The organism is Enterobacter sp. CP102, assembly GCF_025152625.1.
Classification (GTDB): Bacteria; Pseudomonadota; Gammaproteobacteria; order Enterobacterales; family Enterobacteriaceae; genus Enterobacter; species Enterobacter soli.
The window spans coordinates 4,487,940-4,514,278 of record NZ_CP104014.1; the positions used below are offsets into that span (position 1 = coordinate 4,487,940).

The 26,339-nt window shown below is 54.8% G+C and carries 18 protein-coding genes; 6 read left to right on the top strand and 12 right to left on the bottom strand.

Going from position 1 to position 26,339, the window contains the following annotated elements:
* Positions 1-138: 138 nt before the first annotated feature.
* Both N1249_RS21260 and N1249_RS21265 read left to right on the top strand, forming a co-directional pair.
* A complete protein-coding gene (locus tag N1249_RS21260) occupies positions 139-669 on the top strand; it encodes a GNAT family N-acetyltransferase (RefSeq protein WP_259833195.1) in 531 nt (176 codons plus the stop codon).
* 80 nt (positions 670-749) lie between these two features.
* Positions 750-1,199 (top strand): lysozyme, encoded by a 450-nt coding sequence (locus tag N1249_RS21265; RefSeq protein ID WP_259833197.1) that lies wholly within the window; start codon positions 750-752, stop codon positions 1,197-1,199.
* A gap of 3 nt (positions 1,200-1,202) precedes the next feature.
* Here the strand turns inward: N1249_RS21265 and N1249_RS21270 are convergent, their stop codons facing one another.
* Both N1249_RS21270 and N1249_RS21275 read right to left on the bottom strand, forming a co-directional pair.
* Positions 1,203-1,805: a response regulator transcription factor gene (locus tag N1249_RS21270; RefSeq protein WP_259833200.1), complete on the bottom strand. Its 603-nt coding sequence runs from the start codon at positions 1,803-1,805 to the stop codon at positions 1,203-1,205.
* Positions 1,806-2,037: 232 nt separating this feature from the next.
* The gene (locus N1249_RS21275; protein ID WP_259833202.1) at positions 2,038-2,796 is read right to left on the bottom strand and encodes an SDR family NAD(P)-dependent oxidoreductase; all 759 of its coding nucleotides are present in this window, start codon (positions 2,794-2,796) and stop codon (positions 2,038-2,040) included.
* Between the two features lie 119 nt (positions 2,797-2,915).
* On the opposite strand from N1249_RS21275, the gene N1249_RS21280 reads away from it, so the two are divergent.
* The 3 genes from N1249_RS21280 (at position 2,916) to N1249_RS21290 (ending at position 6,440) form a co-directional block, all read left to right on the top strand.
* A complete protein-coding gene (locus tag N1249_RS21280) occupies positions 2,916-3,815 on the top strand; it encodes a LysR family transcriptional regulator (RefSeq protein ID WP_259833205.1) in 900 nt (299 codons plus the stop codon).
* A 51-nt stretch (positions 3,816-3,866) separates the two neighbouring features.
* Positions 3,867-4,844 (top strand): inner membrane protein YhjD, encoded by a 978-nt coding sequence (yhjD, locus tag N1249_RS21285; protein ID WP_259833207.1) that lies wholly within the window; start codon positions 3,867-3,869, stop codon positions 4,842-4,844.
* 273 nt (positions 4,845-5,117) lie between these two features.
* Entirely contained in the window at positions 5,118-6,440 is a 1,323-nt protein-coding gene (locus N1249_RS21290; RefSeq protein WP_259833210.1) for an MFS transporter, read from the top strand.
* Positions 6,441-6,546: 106 nt separating this feature from the next.
* On the opposite strand, the gene N1249_RS21295 is transcribed toward N1249_RS21290, so the two are convergent.
* Positions 6,547-8,589 (bottom strand): AsmA family protein, encoded by a 2,043-nt coding sequence (locus N1249_RS21295; protein WP_259833213.1) that lies wholly within the window; start codon positions 8,587-8,589, stop codon positions 6,547-6,549.
* A gap of 123 nt (positions 8,590-8,712) precedes the next feature.
* Positions 8,713-9,486, bottom strand: coding sequence for a cyclic-guanylate-specific phosphodiesterase (pdeH, locus tag N1249_RS21300; RefSeq protein ID WP_259833215.1), 774 nt, complete (start codon positions 9,484-9,486; stop codon positions 8,713-8,715).
* Between the two features lie 231 nt (positions 9,487-9,717).
* Between pdeH and N1249_RS21305 the strand changes: the two genes are divergently transcribed.
* Positions 9,718-10,647 carry a sugar kinase gene (locus tag N1249_RS21305; protein WP_259833218.1) on the top strand — a complete coding sequence of 310 codons (930 nt, stop codon included), beginning with the start codon at positions 9,718-9,720 and terminating at the stop codon, positions 10,645-10,647.
* 46 nt (positions 10,648-10,693) lie between these two features.
* Here N1249_RS21305 and N1249_RS21310 read toward each other — a convergent pair whose 3' ends face one another.
* The 8 genes from N1249_RS21310 to bcsQ all read right to left on the bottom strand — a co-directional run bounded on the left by N1249_RS21310 (position 10,694) and on the right by bcsQ (position 26,328).
* Complete coding sequence (locus N1249_RS21310) at positions 10,694-12,187, bottom strand: pitrilysin family protein (RefSeq protein WP_259833221.1); 1,494 nt, start codon at positions 12,185-12,187, stop codon at positions 10,694-10,696.
* 226 nt (positions 12,188-12,413) lie between these two features.
* The gene (locus tag N1249_RS21315) at positions 12,414-13,700 is read right to left on the bottom strand and encodes a dicarboxylate/amino acid:cation symporter (protein WP_259833224.1); all 1,287 of its coding nucleotides are present in this window, start codon (positions 13,698-13,700) and stop codon (positions 12,414-12,416) included.
* A 159-nt stretch (positions 13,701-13,859) separates the two neighbouring features.
* Positions 13,860-15,866 (bottom strand): biofilm formation regulator HmsP, encoded by a 2,007-nt coding sequence (gene hmsP, locus N1249_RS21320; protein WP_259833226.1) that lies wholly within the window; start codon positions 15,864-15,866, stop codon positions 13,860-13,862.
* Positions 15,867-15,985: 119 nt separating this feature from the next.
* Entirely contained in the window at positions 15,986-19,483 is a 3,498-nt protein-coding gene (gene bcsC, locus N1249_RS21325) for a cellulose synthase complex outer membrane protein BcsC (protein ID WP_259833228.1), read from the bottom strand.
* Positions 19,465-20,571, bottom strand: coding sequence for a cellulose synthase complex periplasmic endoglucanase BcsZ (gene bcsZ, locus N1249_RS21330; RefSeq protein ID WP_259838239.1), 1,107 nt, complete (start codon positions 20,569-20,571; stop codon positions 19,465-19,467). Before bcsZ ends, bcsC begins: the two co-directional genes overlap by 19 nt.
* A 6-nt stretch (positions 20,572-20,577) precedes the next feature.
* Positions 20,578-22,953 (bottom strand): cellulose biosynthesis cyclic di-GMP-binding regulatory protein BcsB, encoded by a 2,376-nt coding sequence (gene bcsB / locus N1249_RS21335; protein ID WP_259833235.1) that lies wholly within the window; start codon positions 22,951-22,953, stop codon positions 20,578-20,580.
* 10 nt (positions 22,954-22,963) lie between these two features.
* Positions 22,964-25,579, bottom strand: a complete 2,616-nt coding sequence (gene bcsA, locus N1249_RS21340; RefSeq protein ID WP_259833238.1) for a UDP-forming cellulose synthase catalytic subunit — start codon at positions 25,577-25,579, stop codon at positions 22,964-22,966.
* The gene (gene bcsQ / locus N1249_RS21345) at positions 25,576-26,328 is read right to left on the bottom strand and encodes a cellulose biosynthesis protein BcsQ (RefSeq protein WP_259833240.1); all 753 of its coding nucleotides are present in this window, start codon (positions 26,326-26,328) and stop codon (positions 25,576-25,578) included. Before bcsQ ends, bcsA begins: the two co-directional genes overlap by 4 nt.
* Between the last annotated feature and the right edge of the window lie 11 nt (positions 26,329-26,339).

The following is a 26,339-nucleotide window of genomic DNA, read 5'->3' on the forward strand; positions in this document are numbered from 1 at the left end:
CAGGGACAACGAATACATCATGGCAGACCTGACAAGGTCATTTTTCTTTTTATTTATACGTGGTTAAACCATACCTGAGTTTCTGTTGAAATACAGTGACAGCCCTATAATCATTTACAAATGCTCCGGAGGATCCGAATGCCTGCCCTCACCACCGCACGTCTGACCTGCTCGCCGCTGCAAGAGTCCGACTGGCCCTTCTTTCTTGCATTACAGCAGCACCCCGACGTCATGCGCTTTGTCGCAGAAAACCGTTCCGTTGCAGACATCCGCGAAGCCTTTGATTCGCGCCTTGCTCCGTGGGCGCCAGGCAGCGCGCAATGGTTATGCCTGGTGGTGCGTGATACCGCCAGCCAGACACCGCTGGGGGTCACGGGTTATATCCACCGGGAAGACGATTGCGCCGAAGTCGGTTTTCTTTTCGCGCCATCCGCTCAGGGTAAGGGCTATGGATTTGAGTCATTGCAGGCACTCTGTGATTTTGCGTTTAACCGGGGCGGTATCCGGCGGCTGACGGCTACCGTCACGGCGGGCAATATCGCCTCACGGGCTTTACTGGAAAAAACAGGGTTCAGGCTTGAAGGCGAACTGCGCGAAAGCTATTTCCTTTCCGGGCGCTGGCAAAACGACTGGCTGTTCGGTTTGCTGAAACATGAGTTTCAGGCTTAAAAACACAACATAACGGCCATTTGGCGGATATTTATCACCCACCGTTTCCTCTACAGTCATGCCAGAGAGAGGAAACGAATATGACATGCCGATCGCTAAAGATATCGTCATCTGGAATTGAATTAATTAAACAATATCAGGGTCTATCCCTTGAAAAATATTGTGATGAAAGTGGTTTATGGATTATTGGATTTGGCCATGTGATCGGCCCGAAAGAGACAACTTCAGCGTTAATTACTCCGGCTCAGGCCGAACAATTGCTCTACGACGATATACAGAAATGTGAAGACGTTCTGCGGGAAAATATCGCCCTCCCGCTGACACAAGAAAAACATGACGCCCTTGTTTCACTGATATTCAGCTGCGGGATTAAAGACTGTCTGGACACCGGCATTATTCAGGAGGTTGCACGCGGTAATAACGCCCAGGCAACATCGCTCTGGCGCAATGCCATTATGCTTAATGGTAAAAAAATCAACAGCCTGGCGCGGCAACGCCAGGCTGAATGTGCACTTTTCGACAGCGAATGAACCTCAGGCTGCCCGGGTATAAAACAGGGCTGCCTGCGTGCGATTTTTGACATCCAGGCGGCGAAAAAGCGCTTCCAGATGGGCTTTTACCGTTCCAGTACTGATATTCAGCGTGCGGCTAATTTCTTTGTTCGACTCACCCGCAGCCAGCAGTTTTAGCACTTCGCGCTGGCGCTCACTCAATGAAGAGAGCTCCTGCTGCGGCCGGGAAGGTTGTTTAACCCAGTCGCACGGGAAACAGACCATCCCCTTCGATACCGACTTCAGCATGGCAGAGATCATTTCCGGGTGTGCATTGCGGGGAATAATGGCCGTGACATTATTCTGCATAAGCTGCTCCACCCATCTGACATCGTGTTTTGCCAGCACCATAACCACGCGCAGTGCCGGAAAGCGCAGCATGATCTCTTCCAGCATCGCCATGCCATCATCCTGAATAAAGCGGCCGTCAATCATGACGATAGATGTTGGCGAGGCGGATAAAAGCGCCCATAGCTCATCAGTCTGACTGGTCCCCGATATATTTATTTCTGGAATTAATTCTTGCAGACGGCTGATCGCTCCATGAATAAATATTGACTGCCTGTCAAACATGATTACTCGCATTATTTTTACTCCCACTGAAAACTCCGTGCCACGAAGTATCGTCATGGATAGATAATAAGAACTTAATAATTCGAGGGGGATTCTACAGAGGGTCTGTATGAGAACAAACTCAACGACGGGAAGCGTTACAAAATGCCCAGCTTGATTAAATTTCGCCAGATTTTGACATATTTGCTTTGAGGAACATCTTAAACATCGACAATACGGGGATCCCTCCCCGCAGATCATTTCATTACAGGAACATACCGCCTGAAACTTCAATACGCTGCGCGTTCATCCAGCCCAGTTTATCGCTCAGCAGCGCGGCGATCGCATCGCCAATATCGTCCGGTAGGCCCACGCGACCCAGCGCGGTTTGAGACGCCAGCAACTGATTCAGCTGTGCGTTGTCTCGCACCCGTCCACCGCCAAAATCGGTTTCAATCGCACCCGGGGCAATAATGTTGACCGAGATCCCCCGCGCACCCAGCTCTTTTGCCTGGTAGCGGGTCAGCACTTCCATTGCCCCTTTCATTGAGGCGTAAGCGCCGGAGCCCGGCTGGGTAAAACGCGCCAGCCCGCTGGACACATTCAGGATGCGGCCGCCGTCTTTAATGACGGGCAGCAGGTGCTGGGTCAGGAAAAAGGGGCCTTTGAAATGGATATTCATCGCCTCATCAAACTGCGCTTCTGTCGTCTCGGCAAAAGGCGCATATAAACCTGTACCTGCGTTGTTCAATAAATAATCAAAGGTATCACGCTGCCAGATGTTTTTGAGCGTTTCCTGAACTTGTCGGGTGAAATCCTCAAAGCTGGAAACATTGCCGACATTAAGCTGTAATGCAGCGGCTTTAACGCCTTTTCCTTCAATTTCACGCACAACGTCAAGCGCTTCTTTCTCGCTGCTGTTGTAGGTCAGGATAATTCCCGTACCTGCATCAGCCAGCTTCAATACCGCGTTTTTCCCCAGGCCACGGCTACCACCTGTTACTAATGCAATACGTTCAGACATAAGAAACCTCGTTCCGGCTGTTATGAAGATTGAGAAAGAGCTTATTAGGTGATAGAAGATCAATAAAGACGGTAAGAAACGCTTCACTGTTTCATTACGAACAACAATGAGCCACGCCTATGGATAAAATTCACGCAATGCAGCTCTTCATCCGCGTCGCGGAACTGGAAAGTTTTTCCCGTGCGGCGGATACCTTAGGCCTGCCGAAAGGGAGTGTTTCGCGGCAAATTCAGGCGCTGGAAAATCTGCTGGGAACGCAGCTTTTGCATCGCACCACGCGCCGCGTCAGCCTGACGCAGGACGGAATGGTCTATTACGAACGCGCAAAAGATCTGTTAACCAACCTCGACGAACTGGACGGAATGTTCCAGCTTGATCCCTCCAGCATCAGCGGACGGCTGCGTGTCGATATGCCCGTGGGCGTTGCTCGAAATTTAGTCATCCCGAAACTCCCGGCATTTTTACAGCAATATCCCGGAATCGAACTGGAACTCAGCAGCAGCGACCGGCTGGTCGATGTGATCCGCGAAGGGTTTGACTGCGTGGTGCGTGTTGGCACGCTGAAGGACTCCGGGCTGATTGCCCGTCCGCTGGGTAAGCTGTCAGTGATTAACTGCGCCAGCCCGGAATATCTGGAGCGTTTTGGTTATCCGGATAGTCTGGACGATTTGGCTTCACATGCGGTCATTCACTATGCCACCAGCCTGGGCACTCGCCCGCAGGGCTTCGAGTACTACAACGGCAACGCGACACAGTGGATAAAAACGGGCGGGGTCCTGACCGTAAACAGCACGGAAACCTACCACGCGGCCTGTATCGCCGGGCTGGGGATAATCCAGGTGCCCCGCGTTGGCGTGCGTGATTCGCTGCGCGCCAAAAAACTGCTCGAGATCCTGCCGCAATACCGCGCAGAGCCGATGCCTGTATCGTTAATTTATCCGCACCGGCGTAACCTCTCCCGCCGGGTCCATCTGTTTATGGAGTGGCTTACCGTATTAATGAAAGCCTATGTTGATTAAGCACAGGCTATAATTTCAATTACATCCCGCCAAACGAATAAGGAAAAGCGTGTGACGCCGGAAAACAACCAGCAACGTCCCCCACAGGAAAATACCCCAGGAAAAGCCGTCCAGGCGCTGAAAACCGTCACCAGCACGGCACAGAAGATCCAGCGTCGGCCTTTGATTGCGCATCTGATACGCGCGACTGAGCGCTTCAACGACCGTATGGGGAATCAGTTTGGCGCCGCCATCACCTATTTCTCATTTCTGTCGATGATCCCCATCCTGATGGTGTCGTTTGCTGCCGCAGGTTTTATCCTTGCCTGGCATCCCACGCTGCTTCAGGACATCTTCGACAAGATCCTGATGAACGTCAGCGACCCCACGCTCGCTGGCACCCTCAAAAGCACCATCAATACCGCCGTGCAACAGCGTACAGCTGTTGGTCTGGTCGGTTTGCTCATTGCGCTCTATTCCGGCATTAACTGGATGGGAAACCTGCGTGAAGCCATTCGCGCCCAGTCCCGCGACGTGTGGGAACGCACGCCGCAGGATCAGGAGAAAATCTGGATTAAGTACTTCCGTGATTTTGTTTCGCTGATTGGCCTGCTTGTAGCCCTGATAGTGACGCTTTCCATCACCTCTGTTGCCGGTTCAGCGCAGCAGATGATTATTTCAGCGCTCTATCTCGACAGCATCGAATGGCTTAAACCTGCATGGCGCGGCATTGGGCTGGCCATTTCTGTCTTTGCCAACTACCTGCTGTTCTTCTGGATATTCTGGCGGTTGCCGCGCCACCGGCCACGTAAAAAGGCGCTGATCCGCGGCACACTGATTGCGGCAATTGGTTTTGAGATCATCAAAATCGTGATGACCTACACCCTGCCCGCGCTGGTGAAATCCCCGTCGGGCGCGGCATTTGGCTCGGTACTGGGGTTGATGGCGTTCTTCTACTTCTTCGCCCGCCTGACGCTGTTCTGCGCCGCATGGATAGCCACCGCGCAATACAAAGATGACCCGAGGATGCCGGGTAAAACCCACACCTGATGGAATCTCCGGGCTGAATAAGAATGCAAAAATTCAGCCCGTTCTATAATTTCAGAATATAAATCCAGCCCGTAACTTTTATTTAACCGAAAACCAGTTTTATTCGCTGATATTTAAAAACTGTGAAGCATTTCATAGAAGGTATTTTGCTGGTCTGAATATTATCCGCTTTTTGCTGCTTTTATCGCCATTTCTCCGGTTTGTTACAGATTGAAATGTCGCTTTTGCTGTGCGTAATATGGCCGTTCGTTCGTCAAAATATAAGAATATTTTATGCAAGCAACCGCCACAACACTCGACACTGAACCGGAAAGCACGCCGGTTAACTCACGTAATAAAGTTGTCGTCGCCTCGCTGATTGGCACCGCCATTGAGTTCTTCGACTTTTATATTTATGCCACAGCTGCGGTTATCGTTTTCCCGCATATCTTCTTCCCGCAGGGGGACCCAACGGCCGCCACGCTACAGTCTCTGGCGACTTTCGCCATCGCCTTCGTCGCACGCCCGATTGGCTCTGCGCTGTTTGGGCACTTTGGTGACCGCATTGGCCGTAAAGTCACGCTGGTGGCATCACTGCTGACCATGGGGATTTCCACCGTGGCGATTGGCCTGCTGCCCACTTACGAAACCATCGGCATTCTGGCGCCGGTTCTGCTGGCGCTGGCGCGCTTTGGTCAGGGTCTGGGGCTGGGTGGTGAATGGGGAGGTGCGGCGCTGCTGGCAACCGAAAACGCCCCTGCCCGTAAGCGTGCGCTTTATGGCTCATTCCCGCAGCTGGGCGCACCGATTGGCTTCTTCTTTGCCAACGGCACTTTCCTGCTGCTCTCCTGGCTGCTGACGGATGAGCAGTTCATGAACTGGGGCTGGCGTATTCCGTTTATCTTCTCCGCCGTGCTGGTTCTGATTGGCCTGTACGTGCGAGTTTCTCTGCATGAAACGCCCGTGTTCGCCAAAGTTGCGGCGGCGAAAAAGCAGGTTAAAGTGCCGCTGGGTACACTGCTGACCAAACACATTCGCGTGACCGTGCTGGGCACGTTCATCATGCTGGCGACCTATACGCTGTTCTACATCATGACCGTCTACTCAATGACGTTCAGCACCGCTGCCGCGCCTGTTGGCCTGGGGCTGCCGCGCAATGAAGTGCTGTGGATGCTGATGATGGCGGTTGTTGGTTTTGGCGTGATGGTGCCGATTGCAGGCCTGCTGGCAGACAAATTTGGCCGTCGTGCAAGCATGATTGTGATCACCTCGCTGATTATCCTGTTTGCGCTGTTTGTCTTCCCGCCGCTGCTGGGTTCAGGTAGCCCTGCGCTGGTGATGGCTTATCTGCTGATTGGCCTGAGCCTGATGGGACTGACCTTCGGCCCGATGGGTGCGCTGTTGCCGGAGCTGTTCCCGACCGAAGTGCGTTATACCGGGGCGTCTTTCTCCTATAACGTCTCTTCTATCCTGGGGGCGTCTGTTGCGCCGTATATCGCCACCTGGTTACAGGCGAACTACGGTCTGTTCTATGTGGGTGTGTATCTGGCGGCGATGGCGGCACTGACGCTGATTGCGTTGCTGCTGACCCACGAAACGAAAGATCACTCTCTGTAAGTGGGTTGTGCCGGGTGGCGGCTTCGCCTTACCCGGCCTACAAACAGACCCGCAACCCCGTAGGCCGGGTAAGCGCAGCGCCACCCGGCACAAACAGACCGCTCCGTCACTTCTTCATTTGCGCCAGAATCGTCCGGCACTGATTCGCATCCCCTTCTGACGGTGATATCAACGCCAGCAGTGCTGCCGCTGGCGTGACCAGCGTAGCCAGCGCCGCCGCAACCGCACCACGTGCAATCAGCGGCCCGGCTTTCACGCCCGCCTGCGGATCCTTGAATGAACCACGCACGTACAGCGGTGAACGCAGGGTGATGATACGAATGCCCTTACTCTCAGGATCGATAGTCAAATCCAGCTGTTCAGAGGCCATACTGGCCGTCCCGGTGACATTGATGACCGCATTTTCCGTATCGAAGGCAAAAATCTGCGGGCGCGCCACGCCATTGACCAGGTCCAGGTTGGCCGCTGCGCAGTTCACCCGAATTTCATCGTCACCAAAAATCTGCCCGATAATGTAGTTCCCGACGTTAAGCCCGAGGATCTCCATCAAATTCCGGCTCACCAGTCCGTCATTCATCAGGAGCTTCAGGTTGCCGTTACTGCTGCCCAGCAGCGCCGCCACCGAGTTACCGACACCGCGAATATCCGCATCGCCATTCATCTCACCGAGGGTTTTCTGCATCAGCTCAACATCCGGCATCAGTTGCTTCAGCTTCAGCCGCCGCGCCTGAATATCCGCCTGCCCGTGCATCGGTTTTTTATCCCCTTCAAGGTGAATATTGGATGAGATAGTCCCGCCCGCCAGGCCAAATTTCAGCGGCTGTAAGCGCAGGTCGGCATTTTTAAGGATCAGGTGCGTGGAAAGGTCGCTGATGGGCAAAGTGCTACCGTGCTCGATTTTGCGTCCTTTAAAACGCACATCGGCATCCATGACGTTCCACTTGTCGGTTTCAAAGCGTTCATAAGGCAGGACTTTGCCCGCCGGTTGGGGATCCTTTTTGACCTCTTTGGTCTTCGTGCCTTTACCAGAATCGATACCAATCAGCGGCCCCAGATCGGCCAGGCGTAACTGGCGAGACTCCATATCGCCTTCCAGTTTCGGGCGCGGTTTTCCGGTAGTATACGTCAGCGAACCGTGGATATCGCTATCGCCAATCCGGCCGTAAAAATCGCGGTAATTGAAGACTGATGCGGTTTGCATGTCGATTTTCGCTGTTAAATGCCCGTCGGTTTCAAAAGGCGGCGTATCGGGCAGCAGTACCCCGGTCAGGTCATACAGCGCGCCAAGTGAATCCCCGGCGAATTTCAGACGCAGATCAACACCGCCCATTTTCATTGGATCGTTAACCGTGCCCACGAATGCCACGCGGGTATTCCCCGAACGAAAATCGGCCTGTACCGGGAAAGGTGTCCCTTCGCTGCGTAGCGCCAGCATCCCGCCGATTTTACCCGTGCCGCTCAGGGGCTGGCCGTTGTAGCGTCCTTTTGCCGTCAGGCCAAACACGTAATCGCCTGCTTTGCTGTTATCGCCTTTTTCTTTGCTGCCCGTCACCTCGCTAAACGGCAGTGGTTTCCCCAGCGGATCGACCATGATCTCCACATCCGCTTTAGTCACCTTGTCTTCAATGAGGATCCGCCCACGATCGAACAGGATGTTATCCAGACGAAAAGACCAGGACGACGGCTGAGCATCCGGCGCGCTGTTGCCGCTGCTGGCAAGATTGAACGTCCAGTTGTTATTTTTTTCAGATAAGCGGATCAGGCGCGCATCGGGCTGCTGGAGTTTGATCCACGGCAGGTAGACCGTTTTGGTCAGTAGCGCGAGAGGGGCCAGCGTGGCTTCAACACGCGGCAGGTGCACCATCGTGATGTCGGGGATATCCGGCGGGTTGCCAAGAATGATGTCATCGGCGTGAACATGTGGCCAGGGCACCCAGCTTCGCCAGCCGGTTTCTTCTTTCTGCCGCTCCCAGACCACGCCCAGATCGCCGCGAATGGCAAACGGCCGGTTCAGTTCGGCAGAGACTTTCTTGTTGATGGTCGGTTTAAGGCGGTTCCAGTCAAACGTCGCGAGAATGATGATTGCCACCGCAATCAACAACAAGAAAATCCCACATACCCAGGTGACAATCCTGGTTGTTTTCGTCATTGTTTCCCCCTTACCAGATGGCCTTACCTTTCATGAATATAGCTCATGACACAGGTAAGCGGGGGCCACTGCGTCCGGTAATAATGCGTAAGTGCGACGCACTATTACGGGAAACAGATTACTTTACAACGTAATAACGACGTTACTCAGGGTATCCATCGGGACAGGACGAGAGAGGAAATAACCTTGCGCGGCTGCCGCAGGTGAGTTTTGCACATCACGCCACTCTTCCAGCGTTTCAACACCTTCAACAATAACACCCTGGCAGTAACGGTTCATCAGTTGCAGGAGCAACGTGAACAGATTTCGGCCTTCCGGCGTCTGGCGCAGCATGATAAACAGGTCACGAGCCACTTTGATGTAGTCATAGCGTACTTCACTGAGCGCAGAGAAGTTCGCCATGCCGGTGCCAAAGTCATCCAGCCACAGCGGGCCAAACTCACACATGGTGGCAAATGACGAATCCTGCGGCAGGCTGACGTGCTCCACCAGCTCGAAACGCATCCACGGCAGCGTGGCGATCAGCTCCTGCAACTTTGCGTTCTGGCGCAATGCGATCAGGGTCGGGCCATCCACATTCACCGATGCAAGAATGTTGTGCTGAGTGAAAAACTCATGTTTCGTGGACAGCATTTTCAGCTGCTCTTCCAGCACATCGATACGCTGACGAACGGACACTTCAGCAAAATAGCGGTCCGGTGGGATACGCTGCGTAGGATTCGACGGATGCGTAACGACCGTTAAAATCTCAATGGCCATCAACCGGCCGTCAGTACGGTAGATCGGTTGATAGGTATAGGCACGCTCACATTGCAGCCAGTAGCGATGCTCCTGCAAGTTCTCAATACTTGCCTCAGGCGTAGTGCTTAGCCGCTGGATAACCTGCTCTGACTTCATTTCAGATGTCCTGTTTTATGGGGATGACCTTTCTGGACTCGTCAAAGGGTTATCGGCGGGACAATTGAGAACTTTATGTCCAGTTCGCGGGGAAAATGAAATTAAGATGACAGAAATTACCAGGAATACGCGCTGGCTCAAAAAAAATATTGGAACGTCGTTTTAATATAGTTGACCACATAATCCACACAGCGCACACTGCTTCTAATTTATCTGTTCAGGTTCACGACTATGTCTAAAAAAATTGCCGTGATTGGCGAATGCATGATTGAGCTGTCACAAAAAGGCGCGGAAGTTAGCCGCGGTTTTGGTGGCGATACATTGAACACATCGGTTTACATTGCCCGTCAGGTTGCTCCCGACGCACTCGCCGTGAACTACGTTACCGCACTGGGTACGGACAGTTTCAGCCAGCAGATGCTGGAGTCCTGGCAAAGTGAAAATGTACAAACTTCCCTGATTCAGCAGATGGAAAACCGCCTGCCGGGTCTGTATTACATTGAAACCGACAGCACCGGCGAGCGCACGTTCTACTACTGGCGTAACGAAGCCGCGGCCAAGTTCTGGCTGGAAAGCGACGCCGCAGCTGCCATCTGTGAAGAGCTGGCGACCTTTGACTATCTCTACCTGAGCGGGATCAGCCTGGCGATTTTAAGCCCGTCCAGCCGCGAAAAGCTGCTGTCATTGCTGCGCGAATGCCGCGCCAACGGCGGCAAGGTAATTTTCGATAACAACTACCGCCCTCGTCTGTGGGCCAGCCGCGAAGAGACGCAGCAGGTTTATCAGCAGATGCTGCAATGCACCGACATCGCGTTCTTAACGCTGGATGACGAAGATGCCCTGTGGGGCGAGAAACCGGTCGATGAGGTTATCGCCCGTACTCAGGCTGCTGGCGTGAGTGAAGTCGTGATTAAGCGCGGCGCGGATTCATGCCTGGTGGCAATTGCAGGTGAAACCGTTGTGGAAGTCCCGGCAGTGAAGTTAGCCAAAGAGAAAGTGATTGATACCACCGCTGCGGGTGATTCCTTCAGTGCGGGTTATCTGGCGGTACGTCTGACGGGCGGTACGCCAGAAGCGGCGGCACAGCGCGGACACCTGACCGCCAGTACGGTGATTCAGTATCGCGGGGCGATTATTCCGCGTGAGGCAATGCCTGCGTAAATCAGGTGGGGGCTGATGCCCCCACCCTAAGCCTCTCCCACCGGCATTACTGCCCCTGCGGAATATCCGTTGCGTCCTGGTGTAAATCATCTGCCGTTGTCGTCTGCGCAGCCTGCGGCGCAGTGGCCATAATCGAATCCCAGGTCGACTGAAGTTCTTTCATGTCATATTCCGGCTCGCCCTTCGGCTGCAACAGAATCAACGCCATATCCTGCGACAGCTGCTGACGCAAATCCTGATTCAACATATCGACCGTCAGACCGCTCAGGAAGTCCTGACGCAGTTTCTGATATTGTTCCGGCGCAATATCTACAACCTGGTTTTGCAGCGAACGAATACGCTGGCTAATCAGGATATCGGTATCAGCACGGGCATAGGTCGCGAACAGTTTTTGCAGTTCGAGTTTTTTCTGCGCCACCAGCGCATTAAATTCCTCTTCTGACAGCCCTTCTTTACGTACTTTCGCCAGCTCTTTCGCCACCAGGCCCAGGTTCGCATTCAGCTTATCACCCGGTGATTCCACATTGATGGCGCACTGGGCGCGCTGGAACAGCACACGGCAGTCAAAGCCCAGGCCGATGTCCTTCATGTTATTTTTGCTCAGCGTCTGCTGAACGTGCCAGAACAGCGCCTCACGGGCGAGATCCGCACGCCAGTAGCGCAGCAGCGCGGCGGATTCACGAATAGGCTGCCAGGAGGTGTCCCACATCATAGAGAGCTTATCCTGACGCACCGTGTCCGTCATAATACTGACTGGCTCTGCGCGCAACGGCGAAAGCGTAGGGACAGGGGCTGGCGTTTCACGTTTGCCTTTCAGCTCGCCAAAGGCCTTGTTGATTTGTTCAACCACCGCACGGCTATCAACATTACCCACCACAATCAGGGTCATTGCATCCGGGGTGTACCATTTCTGGTAGAAGGATTTGACCTGTTCCGTATCGACGGGCTGTTTCAGCGGCTCTGCCGGGTCATGCCCCAGCAGCGTGGAGCCTTTCAGGCGGTAACGCCACCAGCCCTCTTTCGTATCTGCAGGCCAGGTTGCCACCATGTCGCTGTTGCTCAGCGCATAATTCACGGTGTCTGGGGTGATGGACAGCTTACCTGTGGCATCAGACAGATAGATAAGGGCTTCTTTCAGGAGATCGTTACGGTTGTTCGGCAAGCTCAGGTTAAACATGGTGTAGTCATAAGAGACCACTGCCGGAGGAAGTGGGCGTTTCGGATCAATGGCCTGTTGCCAGAGAGAACGCACCTGAACTGCCTGCAGACTGCCGCTCTGGGTGAGCGCCAGTCGGGGAATAAAGTGGCTTAAACCGGTCTGCTGGGTGCTTTCTGTCAGAGAGCCTGTATTCACAGACAGACGGATTTCAATACGGTCGCTCGGGCGCTGCGGGGTGGCTAAAACTTGCCACTGAAAACCGTTCGCCAGAGTCCCTTGTTGCCAGGCCGGGTCTGGCTGGAGCGCATCTGCCTGCACATAACTGGCTGCTGCCATCATCAGCAAACCGCCGGTTAAGAGTCGAATTTTTGTGCCCTGCATGTGAACCCCTGATCAACATTCCTGGTTAAAAAGAGTGTCTCGTGACGTGGAGCACTCCAAAAGATGACGATGAAAACACTCCGATTAGACCGCGTGTAATGCAAAACGTCACGGACGGAAGTGAAATATACCTTAAAAAAATCTTGTCGAATTATGACAGGTATGAACAGTTATTATGCGCAGGAGCCCGCATCCCGACAAGGGATAGCGGGCATTTGTGACGATATTAGGAGGATATACCCTGAGTTTTGCTGTCAGAGTTGCGGTTATTCAGCGTGTCATCGAGCTTTTTGTGATCCAGCTCTTTCACCCATTTCGCCACCACAACCGTAGCCACGCCGTTACCCACCAGGTTGGTTAACGCACGGGCTTCAGACATGAAACGGTCGATACCGAGAATCAACGCCAGGCCCGCCACCGGCAGATGTCCTACCGCAGAAATGGTCGCCGCCAGAACGATAAACCCACTGCCCGTAACGCCCGCAGCACCTTTCGATGAGAGCAGCAACACCACCAGCAGGGTTATCTGATGGAAAATGTCCATATGGCTGTTGGTCGCCTGAGCGATAAACACCGCGGCCATCGTCAGGTATATCGAGGTGCCGTCGAGGTTAAAAGAGTAACCCGTCGGGATAACCAGCCCCACCACCGACTTGCGGCAGCCCAGTTTTTCCATCTTATCGAGCATACGCGGCAGCGCAGACTCTGAAGATGACGTGCCCAGCACAATCAGCAGCTCTTCGCGGATATAGCGGATAAATTTGAAGATGTTGAAGCCTGCCGCGCGGGCAATCGAACCCAGAACCACCACCACGAACAGAATACAGGTGATGTAGAAGCAGACAATCAGCTGGCCCAACTGCACCAGCGTGCCTACGCCGTATTTCCCGATGGTAAAGGCCATTGCCCCGAATGCGCCGATCGGTGCCAGACGCATGATCATGTTGATGATACCGAAGATGACCTGCGAGAAGCTCTCAATCACGTTGAAGATCAGCTGACCTTTGCTGCCAAGACGGTGCAGCGCAAAACCAAACAGCACAGCAAACAGCAGCACCTGCAAAATGTTGCCGCTGGCGAAGGCGCCGATGACGCTACCCGGAATAACGTCCAGCAGGAAGGCCACAACCCCCTGGTCTTTCGCCTGCTCGGCGTACACCGCGACGGCTTTGGCATCCAGCGTCGAGGGATCAACGTTCATCCCCGCGCCTGGCTGCACCACGTTAACGATAATCAGGCCAATGATCAGCGCGATGGTACTAACCACTTCGAAATACAACAGTGCGACTGCCCCGGTACGACCGACGGCCTTCATGCTTTCCATGCCAGCGATGCCGGTCACCACCGTACAGAAGATAATCGGGGCGATGATCATTTTGATGAGCTTAACGAACGCATCGCCAAGCGGTTTCATTTGCGCACCTAATTCAGGATAGAAGTGACCAAGCAGAATACCGATTGCGATGGCTGTCAGGACCTGAAAGTAGAGGCTTTTGAAGAGTGAGGTTTTCATAGGGTGTCCTTGGAAAGAAAAACCACAGGCTTTGTAAGGTTTTGGTTAACCTGCGGCTTTAAAATAACACCCGTAAAACATGACAGAAATAAACTTACATCAACTTTGAAACACAAATGTTAAGAAATTTGAGCTGACTCGCGCAAGCCAGCAACAAATTTACGCTTTTGCATTATTGCCTTCATTCGCCAGATAGCGTTGCTCGAACACATCCGACGGGACTGCGCGGGCAAACAGGAAGCCCTGTCCGCTCTCCACGCCGGCAGCTGCCAGCCAGTCGCGCTGCGCTTCGGTTTCAATGCCTTCTGCAATCACATGCAGGTTCAGGCTACGCGCCATCTGGATAATGGCCTGCACCATGCTGCTGTCATCCGGCAGCCCGTCAACGAAGGTTTTATCGATTTTCAGCACATCCACCGGCAGGGTTTTCATGTGATGGAGCTGACGCAACCCGGCATACCCCATGCCAAAATCGTCCAGCGCAATGCGGATCCCGGCATTACGCAGCGGTTTAAGAATGGTGACCGCTTCGTTAGGGTCGTCGATACGGCGGCTTTCTGTCACTTCCAGAATCAGCGTGTCAGGTTTGATCCGATAGCGGTGGATAAGCTCCAGCATCTCCGAAACCATGGTCGGATGCATCAGCTGTAGGGCAGACAAATTCACCGACAGTGGCAACGTGACGCCCCGCTCCTGCCAGGCCGCAAGCTGGCGGCAGGACTCTTCAAGCACCCAGTAACCCACGGTGACCATCAGGCCGCAGGATTCAATGCGCTCAATCAGCCCTTCTGGCAGCTCCCACGAGCCATCAGGCTGCTGTACCCGCAGTAACGCTTCTGCGCTTTTGACTTCACCCGTCAGCAAGTTCACCTGCGGCTGGAGCCAGATGGCAAACTGGCGGTTATCCAGCGCGGTCAGAATGTCGCTCTCTTCAGTCAGACGCTGCTGCGCCTTTTCCATCTGCTCCGGGTCGAAGAACTGGATCTGGTTTTTCCCTTTACGACGGGCAGTGAAGGCAGCAGAAAACGCGCGGCGATACAGTTGCTCTGCCGTCAGGTCACCGTAGAACATGGCGATCCCGATGCTGGCGCTTGGACGTAGCTGAATACCCTGAATGGGCAGCCGCTCATTAATGACAGTGAGTACTTGCTGACCTAATGTAATCGCGTGCCACGGCTCTTTCACGCCATGGGCAATGATCACCAGGTCATATCCGCTGACCTGGGTCAGCACCATGCGCGGTGCCAGGACAGATTTCACCTTTTCCACCAGCGTCAGCAGCAGCACTTCGCGCTGGCTCTCTTTGAGAACACCCGCCGTGTCCTGCAAGGTTTCACAGGCGACAACCATCAGCGCGGTCGTCTGCTGGCGCGCCACGGTCTGCTCCAGCATGGCCATCAAAAAGGCTTTGTTGGGGAGTTCTGAAACCGGAAAACGGGTCGCGCTGCTGTTCAGATCGTCCTGCTGGCGTGAAATACGCTGCTGGTTGAGGTTATAACTGCGCACCAGCATCCCGATTTCATCGTCATGGTGCAGATGCGGAACTTCCAGCTGATGCCCCACTTGTTCCTGCGGCGAGAGGTTATTCAGCTCGCGGGCAATGCGGCGTACAGGGTGCACAATCAACCGGTTAATACACCAGGTCAGGGCCACGCTGAGGATCAGCGCCAAAAGTAAGTAAGTGGTTACTAACGTAATAACCCAACTCATCACAAATTTATACAGGCGATATGAGTCGGCCTGAAGCACCAGATAGGCTAACGGCTGCGGGTTCGCCGGGCGTTCAAGGGAATAGACAGGCAGGGAAATTTGTACCGGCAGCTCAAACAATCGCATGATCATGACCGGAACCGGACGTTCAGGGATAAAACTCATCCGCAGCGCCTGGAACTGGTTAGGCAGAACCACATCCGCACGGCTGACAATCCCGGCGGGCTGGATGCGTTTTAAGATCGTTTCCGCCTCAGGAATATCCCCTTTCAGGATAGAGGCAGAAAGTGGCCCGCGTACCGAGCGGGCAATACTTTCGAGTTGTGAAGCCGTGTTATAGCGATTCTGCTGTACGGAATGAAACAGCAAAATGACGCAGAAGATGAAAACAAACAGCATCGTGACGGCAGAAACCATCGCCATCTGTTTGATAGTTAAAGAACGGCTGACACGCAAAATGACTCTCCACAAAACTCAAAGCGCAAGGCGCACCAGGGCGTTAACCTGGTGCGCCTGAGTATACCCGATTGCTGCGTTTATTAGAGAGACTTACAATTGGATTAAGGTAAATCTGATTACCAGTCCGCGTACGGAATAAGCGGCTGCGGTGGCAGATCCATGTCTCCTTGCCAGCCCGCCGCAGAATAACGTACGTAGATCAGCGCATGGCTCGGGGTATAATCTTTCGCTTGCTGAATATCTACGCCGAGACCCACAAACCAGTTGGACGTCACGCGGCGCTCAATAATAGCCCTTGCGGTATAACCAGTACCCGACGAACTGCTGCCCGTCTCAGGCTCATGTTTATCGGTATACATGTCGTTACCATCAGCATCGACTTCGTTATCAGGAATCAGGCCCTGTAGCGGATAACGCATCCCGTCTTTGGTTTTGGAATGCGACCAGGAGACTGAGCCGCCCAGTTCCCAGGACCAGTTTTCAGTGCGTTTACGCCAGGTCACCGGCAAGGCGAAGGAGACATACTCCTGCGGGCTGTAATAACCGCCCTGTCCCAGCGTATACCCGCTCAGATCCTTGTCGTAATGCCACAACATGTTGGACACGCCAACCGTCAGGCGCTCATTGTTTTTGTTAATGAGCTTGTAGTAGTAACCGGTCATCCAGCGGACGCGCCAGTTATCTTCCACATTTTTCCCTGTCAGGCTGTCGGCGCTCAGGCTTGACCAGACGCCGTTCGCCTCACCTTTGTCATAGCTCAGACTCACGCCACCACCGGTGGCACGCACGCCGCCCCATGTGGTGTCGGTGTTGGCATCATGCTGCCCGGCAAACGCCAGAAGCGAGCTGGAAATCGGGCGACGGTGAGCATTCACGGTATAGCCAATTGGTCCTAAATCGTTGCTGTAGCTCAGGCCACCGACCACATCCACCACGTCGAAGCCCATCGGCGTGGTGCCGATGTCCATCGCCCAGGTTTTATTCTGCCAGCCCACGGCAACACTCGCGCCGTTCGCAGACTGGTTGGTGTTGCCATGACAAGGTGTTGCAGCACAGGTGCCCCATTTTGGATCGTACGTCCCGTCTTTGGTGGCAAATGTCCCGGCATCCATATTGACCAGATCGCTACGGAAGAACATACGGCCATCTGCCAGCGGTGCGTCCGCCTGCAACATGGTAGTGTGAGCTTTCAGGTCGGAATACCCGCCCGTGCCGCTTGAGCCCCAGTAGTCGTGTTGCAGAGTGACGTTAACGTCCTGCTGACGGTATAAATCACCAGCGTCGCTACGCACGCCGCGCTTCAGCCAGTCATCGTTCTCATCGTTACGCGTCAGACGGGTAAAACTGTCGTTATCCGTCGGGCGCGTGGTGGTGATGCCAGAAGACACCATCGCGTCTTTGTAAGTGTCCAGCGCCTGCTGAGGTTGGCCGTTTTGCGCCTGAAAACGCGAGGCGTCACGCAATACCAGCGCATTCTCCATCGACGCAGGCTGTGATTTCACCTGGGGGATCAGCTTGTTGAAAGTTTGTTCCGCCGCGGCGTTATCGCCAAGCCCGGCCTGCGCCATCGCAACGCGCCGCTGCATGTTCAGCGACTGCGGTTGGCCAGTTTTCGCATCCGGGAGTTTTGCCAGTTCAGCACGCGCGGCGTCTTTATTCCCTTCCGCGATATAGACTTCCGTCAGCCCAAGGATGGCGTCTTCGTTTTGCGGTTCGCGCTGCAATACAGTGTTATATGCGGCTTTCGCCCCAGTGCGGTCGCCACGCTGCTGCGCCCAGTCTGCCAGGGTTAAATCGATACGTGTTGACGAAGGTTGCTGGTGGAGCAGGTTTTCAGCTTCTTGCTCTTTACCGCTGTCACGCAGGCGGTTTGCCGTTTCCAGCACCTGATTACTTTGCAGACGGTCGGCCAGCTCCTGGATATTGCCATTCCACTGGCTGCGCGGCAGGGTGTTCAGGTGCGCCAGAGCGGCTCTGTCCTGGTCGTTACCGGAAAGGTAAAGCCCGCTGGCGTAAACCTGATCGGGATCGGTCGGTTTTTGGTTTGCCAGCTGGCGCATCAGGGTGTCTGCCTGGCTGCGCTGGCCCGCACTGTAGAGATCGCGGGAAAGACGATAGGTTATCCACACATCACCTGGCGACAACGCCAGACGACGACGCTGAATTTCCGCCGCCTGGGCATATTTACCCTCGTTTTCCAGCTGCTCAGCCTGTTGGGACAACTGTTCGTTCGTCAGGCTACGTTCAATATCATCAATGCTGCGGCGCTGGCTGGCGGAAAGTGACTGGATAAACTGCGAGGCTTTTTCCGGTGACTGGGCACGATAGATATTCGCCAGTCCGCGCACGGCGTTGCTGTTACCGCTGTCCATACGCAGCGCCTGGCGATAGTAACGCTCTGCAGCGTCATTATCTTTGCGCGCTGCCGCCACATCCCCAAGACCAAGCACGGCATAGCTATCGGTGTTGTCGATATTTCGCGCCTGCTGGTAATAGCGTTCCGCCTGCGCGGTGTTATTGGCTTTAAGCGCGGTATCACCTTGCTGGATCAGCAGCCAGTAGCGGTTAACCTTCAACAGGCTATCCCATTTGCCTCGGTTATCGCTCTGCGGATCAAGGGCAATGGCTTTTTCAAACTGTGCCACCGCGCGGGCGCGATCGCCTTTTTGCGAATACGCCTGGCCCAGCGCGCCAACGGCTTCGCTGTCAGCATGGTTAGCGCTAACTGCTTTTTGCAGTTCCGTGACCGCTTTACCACCCTGCCCCGAATCCACCGCCGCTAAGCCTTCTGCTTTGGCACGGAACGCCGGGTCGGCGAGCTGTTTTTGCTGTGCTTCAAGCTGGGAACGCGCCGCTGTCACGCTATCACCACTGCTGAAGACCGTCAGGTATTTTTGCAGCGCACTCACGCTGGCGCTGCTGGCAGGCAGGTCTTTAATCTGCTGATACCACATGTCAGACGCCTGGTCGCGGCCGTTATTGGTTTTGGCCATGTCCTGCAATACCGCGAACCCTTCATCACGGCGTCCGTTCTGGAACATCAGCTGCGCCAGCGTGGCCTGTAACTGTACATTGCCAGGATTACTGGCGTTGATTTTCTTAAGCTGGTTAATGGCGCTGGAACGTCGGGCAGGATCTTTGGCTACGACATTCCAGTACTCGGTTGCTAAATCGCCAGCCGGTGGATTTCCGGCAAAGAGTTTGTCGTATGCGGCAATCGCTTCCTGAGTATGGCCTGTTGTGGCTAACAGACGCGCCTGCTGCAACGCCTGGCGGCCATCCGGCGTTGAAAGCAGCATGGTATTACGGGAAGACTGATACGCAGCCGAACCCGGAGCGATCCCCTTCAGGCGATCCAGCTCTTTTTGCGCGCCGGCGGTGTCGCCCTGGCGCAGCAAATAACGGAAACGTGCCGCAATCACGTCCGGGTTGTTTGGATCGATAAGCTCAAGACGATAAAGCGACTGGCGAACCAAATCCTCACGCTGCGTTGATTCGCCCAGACGAACCTGCTCAAGCAGCTGTTTCTGCTGGGGGGAGTTGGCAGCCTGCGCCATCGGCATCAGTGCCAGGCCAAGCGATAAACTGAGTAGATTTAATGTGAACTTGCGCATTCCTGGCCCCAATCCGGTATTAATTCACCTTTTTCGGTGAAGCGAAAACGATGCTGATCCCATCCTTGTCCAAAGAGAGTCAGTACGTAGCTGTAATAGGCGTTGTTATCGGGAAAGTTATCAGCGACTCGCTGGCGCTGAACGGCTTGCGCGTCACGGGATTGTAAAAAGGGCAGCAGAGAAGCCGAAAATCCCACCGGGCCGTGACCCGTTCGTTTCCCGCTCGCCACATCCACTTTCTCCGGCGGTAAACCCTGTTTTTTTGTCACCGCGGCCATCGGCTGGAAACGCGCCAGCAGTCGGGCTTTTTGGGTGTCTTTGTCGTTCATCATCCCCACCCAGAGATAAACCCGGATGGCATCGTAGCTGCCGACCAGGGTTTTATCCTGCTTCAGTTGCCAGCCTTTATTTTTCTGGTATTGCACCCAGTCCGGGGAAAAACCTTTCGGCGCCGTCTCCAGCAACAGGCGCAGGTTAGTCTCGCGGAGCGTTTTCCAGGGCGCGCCAAAGCGGGTGAAATAGCTCGCAAGCTGAGGAGGAAGATAGCTGGGGTTGAAGCGCCAGGCATTCTCTTCTGCAAAGCCGATTTTGCCCGGCAGCAGCATTGAGCCAAGGCCCGGTACTTTCACCACTTCCTCGCTGGCAATACGTTTGAGCAATGCCTTCCCGGCGCGGGTGTAGTCCGGATCTTTCCATAACCGACCGGCTTCGAGCAGAGACCAGGCGATCCAAATATCGGCATCCGACGCGGAGTTGGAATCGATGACCGCCCAGGTTTCTTTGTCTTTCTGCCCCCACAGCCAGGCGGGCAGACGATCGTGTAAATTCCCTCCGGCGAGGTTATCACGCGTCCACGTCAGCAGCTGGTCAAACACCTTGCGGTCATTCGCCGCAAGGGCAAAGAACAGGGCGTAGCTTTGCCCTTCTGAGGTGGTAATTTTGCGCGTGTCACTGGGGTCAATGACACGCCCACTCTCGCTAATGTAATCCTTTTTAAACTGCTCCCAGGCAGGCCAGGTGCAGGCGGCACGAAGATTCGTCGCCGCCAGCATCAACGCTGCTAACGCACACCAGCGAAAGGCTTTCATCACTTCTTACTCATGATCCGGGTTAAGCCGACGACGGCTGATGATACGCAGCAGACGCCACAGCACCCAAGCCAGCAGAACGACACTCACTGCCGCCAGGATTGCGAGCAGAACCGGGTGGTTAGACAGCGCATACCACAGGCGTTCGAACCACGGCAGATGGCCGACGTAGTACACATCACCCACGCGCAGGCTATCCACACCAGACTCACGGATCACGGCAACGGAGCCAAACATAGCGGCACGTTTACCGCTGTCGTTCATCGCGTTGTTGAGCAGCTCATAGCCGCGCGGGCTATCGGCCAGCAGTGCGACGACGCTACGCTGATCGTTAAACGGAGACTGGAAGCCGACAATGGCCGCCATCGAACCAGAAGACGATACTTCGGTCTGAACGCTGGCCTGACGATCGTTGGAATCCGGCATAATGCTTGGGAACTCGGTCTGACGCAGCGGCGTGTTCACCCAGGACTGGGTGGCCTTCACCAGCAAATCAATACGCTTATCATCCTTCAGCTTATCCGGGATGGAGCCAATCAGCATGATGTCGGCGTCTTTGTTCTGGATCTGGCTGCCGTCATCCGTCAGCGTCACATTAATCGCCGGTAAGCCTGTCTGTGCGCCCACGGAAGCCATGGTGTCCAGCAGGGTTGTCACCTGACCTTCAGTTGGCGCTTTTGGCATCACCACGATGGATTCAGAGAGATCCGCCATACGGCTGAACGGGAAGCTGGCGTTCGCGAATGCGCGCAGATCCGGCATCGCCAGGAAGTGATAATACCGGGAGAAGTCGATAGTCGATTCATCACCAATAACCACATGGTTCTGCACCGGCTGGAAGGTAATACAGTTATCCACCGAACCGCCCGGCATTGGGTTCATGTACTGGAAGTTAAAGCGCAGCTGGTTGACCGCCCCCAGTTTCAGCGCCGGGATAGAGACATCCGTTTTACCATCCAGCAGCCCTTGCAGCACCGGCAGACGAAGCATGAGCTGGTTAGTGTCCTGGGTACTGGTCAGGCTAAAGGATTGCAGGAACTGGTTGTTCAGGCTGATATCCATGCGCGAGCTGTCTTTGGTTGCCGGCGCGGTGTAACGGTATTTCAGGTTGATATCAATCCCGTTGGTACGCATCAGATACAGATCAGGCGGCAGGTTCAGCGAAAGGCTGATTGGCGATGGCTCAAGCCCGGTCGACTGAAGCTGTTCTTCATAGGTTTTCAGCTCACCGAAGGTAATTGCGCGGTCGGTACGCACCCAGTTCGGCGCATCGTAAGGTTTACGCGCCAGCAGGGGTTTCACGTTGTCGACAGTCACGCTATTGCCACGGAACAGGACGTTACCCTGGGCAATGCCTTTCGCCGCCTGGATCAGGTCTTTGTCATCACGCCCGAACACCACCAGGAGCTTCACATACGGGTTATCCGGGTGGCTCATGATTTCAACCGTCGGTGCTTTCACGTCCGGGTGGTCACGCAGGAACGACGGGCGTTTGTCATTGGTTGCAAACACAATGGCATTGCGGTCCGGCAGCTTATCGTACATCACCGGGAAGCTCTGGCCGCGCCAGGCCGAACGTGAACCAAACCATGAAGCCACAATCGTCGCAGCCAGCTGCTGATTCACATCCGGAGAAGCCGCAAAGACCACCGGCAGCGTAAGCTGGCGGTTATCACGCGGATCAAAGAACGGCACCGGGAATGCCGAGAGATCGTTTTTCAGCGCCAGCGACTGATAGGTCATTTGCAGCGATGTGTTACGCCCGACATCCATCCACAGCGTGCTGCTAGCCGGGTTTTCGCACACATCGCGATAGTGCCCGACAAACTCCAGACGAACGCGGTTGAAATCGGTGATAAACAGCGGGTTGATAGGCACCTGTGCCAGCGTCTTTTTGCCGAGCTGTTCTTTGGTGACCGGCAACACGTCCATCAACTCGTCGTTGAGATAGACCTTAAGCTGGGACTGAACCGGCAGCAGTGAAGGCGACGGCGTGTATTCCAGGTTCAGCATCGCCTTCGACACCACTTCATCGCTGCGCATTCCAAACTCAACGCCGCCGTTCGGGTTAATGCCGCGCAGGACCATGCTGCCCGGAGGTGGGGCAATCTGGGCAAAGGTCAGCTTCACGTCCCTGGACGGAGCATTATCCGCCACGACAGGCGAGTTCGCACCACGCACGCCAGGCAAGACGCTGCCGATAGGTTGAGCCGTTCCGTCAGCCGGTTGATCGGGCTCAGCGGTATCGGTCGCGGTGACGGTCGGATCGGTTTCCTGCACCACAGGCGCAGCCGTAGTTTCAGGGGCTGCATTCGCCATCATAGAGGGAAGAGCACTCATCCCCATTGCCACTGCACATAACCAGGAAAGTTTTGTTTTCATCGCGTTATCATCATTGTTGAGCCATAACCGGGTCCGATTGCTTCGCCTCTTCCCGCTCAGGTCGGCGTGGAATAAACGACACGACCCAGGAAACCAGCGAGGTAAGTGACCGGAAAATTAATTTCACAGACGACGGGGCAAATTCTGCAAGGTGACGATAGCCACGGAACCCCAGCTTAAGAATATCCAGCAGGCTTTCCAGAGGTTTATCTTCCGGGAAGCTGTCCTGCCAGAGAGCCCACGTATCCGCGCGGGCAAACGTACACTGCACAAAATCGATATGCTGCTTTTTGGTCAGCGGCATCAGCTGCAAACCCACTTCATTGCCAAACACACGCACAACCTGTGTCGGGAAGACATATTCCTGCTGGCCGCGTTTAAGCAGTAAGTTGACCTTCTGCCCTTCCAGCACCTTCGCCTGGCCGTTGATCTTGATACCCAGACCACCGTCAGAGAAGTCATGCACGGTACAGGAGAAGAGATGACCGTCTTCACGGGCGATTGCCGCAGGCATACTGATTTCAACGCGATGCGCACGGCGCACCTGTTTACTCTCTACCGATACCGCTACCGCGCCGCCAAGAATAATCAGGTTGTAGAACACCCACGCCATACTCACGAACACGGTCAGCACTTCGTTTTCCGGGCCGTAGAAGTAGCGCCAGATACCGGCGATAACGCCCACGATATTCAGCAGCACCAGGAAGATATACGGACGGGAGATCACCCAGTCGACATACTCTTCTTCCACCAGGCCACCCTTCGCGGTGACGTTAAACTTGCCTTTGTGCGGGTTAATCAGCGCCACCATCGTTGGCGGGGCGATATACCAGGCGAGCACCGTTTCGTAGATTTCACTCCAGAATGAATGGCGGTATTTACCCTGAATCTTCGAGTTCGTCAGGCTCGCGTGGATCATGTGCGGCAGAACAAACAGCGCAATCATCAGCGCTGGCGCGTAGATGATGTAAGCGTGAAGCAGCAGGAACGCCAGCGGCGCAGTCAGGAAGATAAGCCGTGGAATACCCGACAAGAAGTGGAACATGGCGTTGACGTAGCACAGACGCTGCGCCAGTTTTAACCCTTTACCCACCAGCGGGTTATCAAGACGGAAGATCTGCACCATGCCGCGCGCCCAGCGAATACGCTGGCCGATATGGGCTGACAGCGACTCCGTTGCCAGGCCCGCCGCCTGCGGAATACGCATGTAGGCAGAGGTATAGCCGCGACGGTGTAAACGCAGTGAGGTATGGGCATCTTCGGTGACCGTTTCTACGGCAATGCCGCCAATCTCATCCAGCGGTTTACGGCGGATAACCGCACAAGAGCCGCAGAAGAAGGTGGCATCCCACATATCGTTGCCATCCTGCACCAGCCCATAGAACAGAGTCCCTTCGTTCGGCGTTTTACGAAAACGCCCGAGGTTACGTTCAAACGGGTCCGGCGAGAAGAAGTGGTGTGGCGTCTGCATCATCGCCAGCTGCTTCTCTTTCAGGAACCAGCCCATCGTCATTTGCAGGAACGAGCGGGTCGGTACGTGGTCGCAGTCAAAGATGGAGACAAACTCCCCTTTGGCATATTTCAGCGCGTTGTTGATGTTCCCGGCTTTCGCATGTTCGTGGGTGGTACGCGCGATATACTCCACGCCCACTTCATCGGCGAACTGGCGGAACTCCGCGCGGCCACCGTCATCCAGGATCCAGATTTTGAGTTTATCTTTTGGCCAGTCGATACCCAGCGCGGCATAGATGGTGTTTTTAACCACGCTCAGGTCTTCGTTGTAGGTCGGCACGAAGAGATCGACGGTCGGCCACTGCGTGGTGTCTTTCGGCAGCGGAACAGGCTGGCGATTGAGCGGCCAGATAACCTGGAAGTAACCCAGAACCAGCACAATCCATGCATAGGTTTCCGCAAACAGCAGAATCAAACCGCACACCAGGCTGACCGGATCATCCCAGTTCAGCGTTGAGGTATAACGCCACCAGATATAACGGCAGGAGACGGTCAGCGACAGCACAATCAGCATCAGGGCCGAGAAGCGCCCCGGAATACGCCGGACCAGCAGCGCCACGCCCCACAGCAGGATCAGGAAGGTAAACTGCGCCAACGGGTTAAAGGGCTGGGTGATACAAATCACCGCCAGAATGAGCGAGAAGACGACAATCACGCCGAGGATAAAACGGCGCAAGCCCGGATGCAGATGCCCGAGCTCTTTGTGGTTATCCAGATGGCTGGTTTTATCACTCACGCTATCGGGCAGTCTGTCCAGCCATTGATGGTAGCGTTCACGTAAGTTCGCCACCCGGTCGAAGCTGCGCCAGCGCGGGGTTTTATGTTCCTGCCTGGGCATGGTAGCCACCAGCCAGACTGCCTGAATAAGATAACGGGCCGGATCCAGCGGCCGCGGCCGGTCGGAATTAATGTGCGGATAAAGCTCGCTGTGGCGCGCACGAATACGCTGCCAGCGCGGGTGCTCAAGCGGTATAAACATCCATGCCAGGATCATCCAGAAACAGCCAAGCGCGGCGCTTAACACCGATGCGCCGTGCCGACGATAATGCCGGTAGCGTTCGCTTAAGCGCGCGCTGACCGGTGGGATGAGTAACCAGGTGGACACACGGCTCATACAGCACTCCTGGCCGACTCTGGACGACGAGTGAAGTGCAACAGACACCAGTTCGCCAGCGTAAGGATCTCTTCTGCCGCCAGTGAATCGCCACGGTATTCACCGAGTGGCTGCTTGGAGGCAAGACATTCCGCCATCCCCTCGTCACGATGGATCACCATAGGCAACAGGCGGCGCTGAGTTTGCAGCCAAATCTGGTACAGATCGTCCTGAATCTGGCTGCTGATGCGTAAATCGTTAATCAGAATATGAGCATCTGCGGGCAACGCTTGCTGATGCAGGCGGATATGGCAGTTTGCATCCACATTCACAATCGACAGAATGTGGTCGCAGTGGCTGATGAGCTGGCGCGTCAGCGGCGTATAACCGTGCGGCAGATCCAGCAAAATCCAGTGGTAATGGCTCTGTTCCTTCAGGCGCTCCAGCGCGTAAGTGAATTGCTCCAGGGTTTGCTGGTTTAAGTGGTCGTTCTCACGTTCTTTTGCAGTCAGATGCCCAAAGGGGAGCAGATCGAGCTGAGAGGTGTAGCGCAGTCCTGCATCCTGCCAGTCTTTACCGTCAAGCAGCGCGCGCGCCCAGCCATTGTGGTGGTCAAAATCAACGTTGAAAGACATGCGCAGCAAATTATCGGGGCAGGCATCAATAACCAGCACCGATTCACCTAATAACTGTAATGACCACGCCAGCGCCGCGGTAATGGATGTTGTACCCACTCCACCACGGACGCCCTGTAATCCTAGTATGGCCATCAATGGCTCCC

Excerpts from the sequence above, each read along its gene's own strand:
- N1249_RS21260 (WP_259833195.1), top strand. The coding sequence starts at position 139 with ATGCCTGCCCTCACCACCGCACGTCTGACCTGCTCGCCGCTGCAAGAG.
- N1249_RS21265 (WP_259833197.1), top strand. The coding sequence starts at position 750 with ATGACATGCCGATCGCTAAAGATATCGTCATCTGGAATTGAATTAATT.
- N1249_RS21270 (WP_259833200.1), bottom strand. The coding sequence starts at position 1,805 with ATGCGAGTAATCATGTTTGACAGGCAGTCAATATTTATTCATGGAGCG.
- N1249_RS21275 (WP_259833202.1), bottom strand. The coding sequence starts at position 2,796 with ATGTCTGAACGTATTGCATTAGTAACAGGTGGTAGCCGTGGCCTGGGG.
- N1249_RS21280 (WP_259833205.1), top strand. The coding sequence starts at position 2,916 with ATGGATAAAATTCACGCAATGCAGCTCTTCATCCGCGTCGCGGAACTG.
- N1249_RS21290 (WP_259833210.1), top strand. The coding sequence starts at position 5,118 with ATGCAAGCAACCGCCACAACACTCGACACTGAACCGGAAAGCACGCCG.
- N1249_RS21295 (WP_259833213.1), bottom strand. The coding sequence starts at position 8,589 with ATGACGAAAACAACCAGGATTGTCACCTGGGTATGTGGGATTTTCTTG.
- pdeH (WP_259833215.1), bottom strand. The coding sequence starts at position 9,486 with ATGAAGTCAGAGCAGGTTATCCAGCGGCTAAGCACTACGCCTGAGGCA.
- N1249_RS21305 (WP_259833218.1), top strand. The coding sequence starts at position 9,718 with ATGTCTAAAAAAATTGCCGTGATTGGCGAATGCATGATTGAGCTGTCA.
- N1249_RS21310 (WP_259833221.1), bottom strand. The coding sequence starts at position 12,187 with ATGCAGGGCACAAAAATTCGACTCTTAACCGGCGGTTTGCTGATGATG.
- N1249_RS21315 (WP_259833224.1), bottom strand. The coding sequence starts at position 13,700 with ATGAAAACCTCACTCTTCAAAAGCCTCTACTTTCAGGTCCTGACAGCC.
- bcsC (WP_259833228.1), bottom strand. The coding sequence starts at position 19,483 with ATGCGCAAGTTCACATTAAATCTACTCAGTTTATCGCTTGGCCTGGCA.
- bcsZ (WP_259838239.1), bottom strand. The coding sequence starts at position 20,571 with ATGAAAGCCTTTCGCTGGTGTGCGTTAGCAGCGTTGATGCTGGCGGCG.
- bcsB (WP_259833235.1), bottom strand. The coding sequence starts at position 22,953 with ATGAAAACAAAACTTTCCTGGTTATGTGCAGTGGCAATGGGGATGAGT.
- bcsA (WP_259833238.1), bottom strand. The coding sequence starts at position 25,579 with ATGAGCCGTGTGTCCACCTGGTTACTCATCCCACCGGTCAGCGCGCGC.
- bcsQ (WP_259833240.1), bottom strand. The coding sequence starts at position 26,328 with ATGGCCATACTAGGATTACAGGGCGTCCGTGGTGGAGTGGGTACAACA.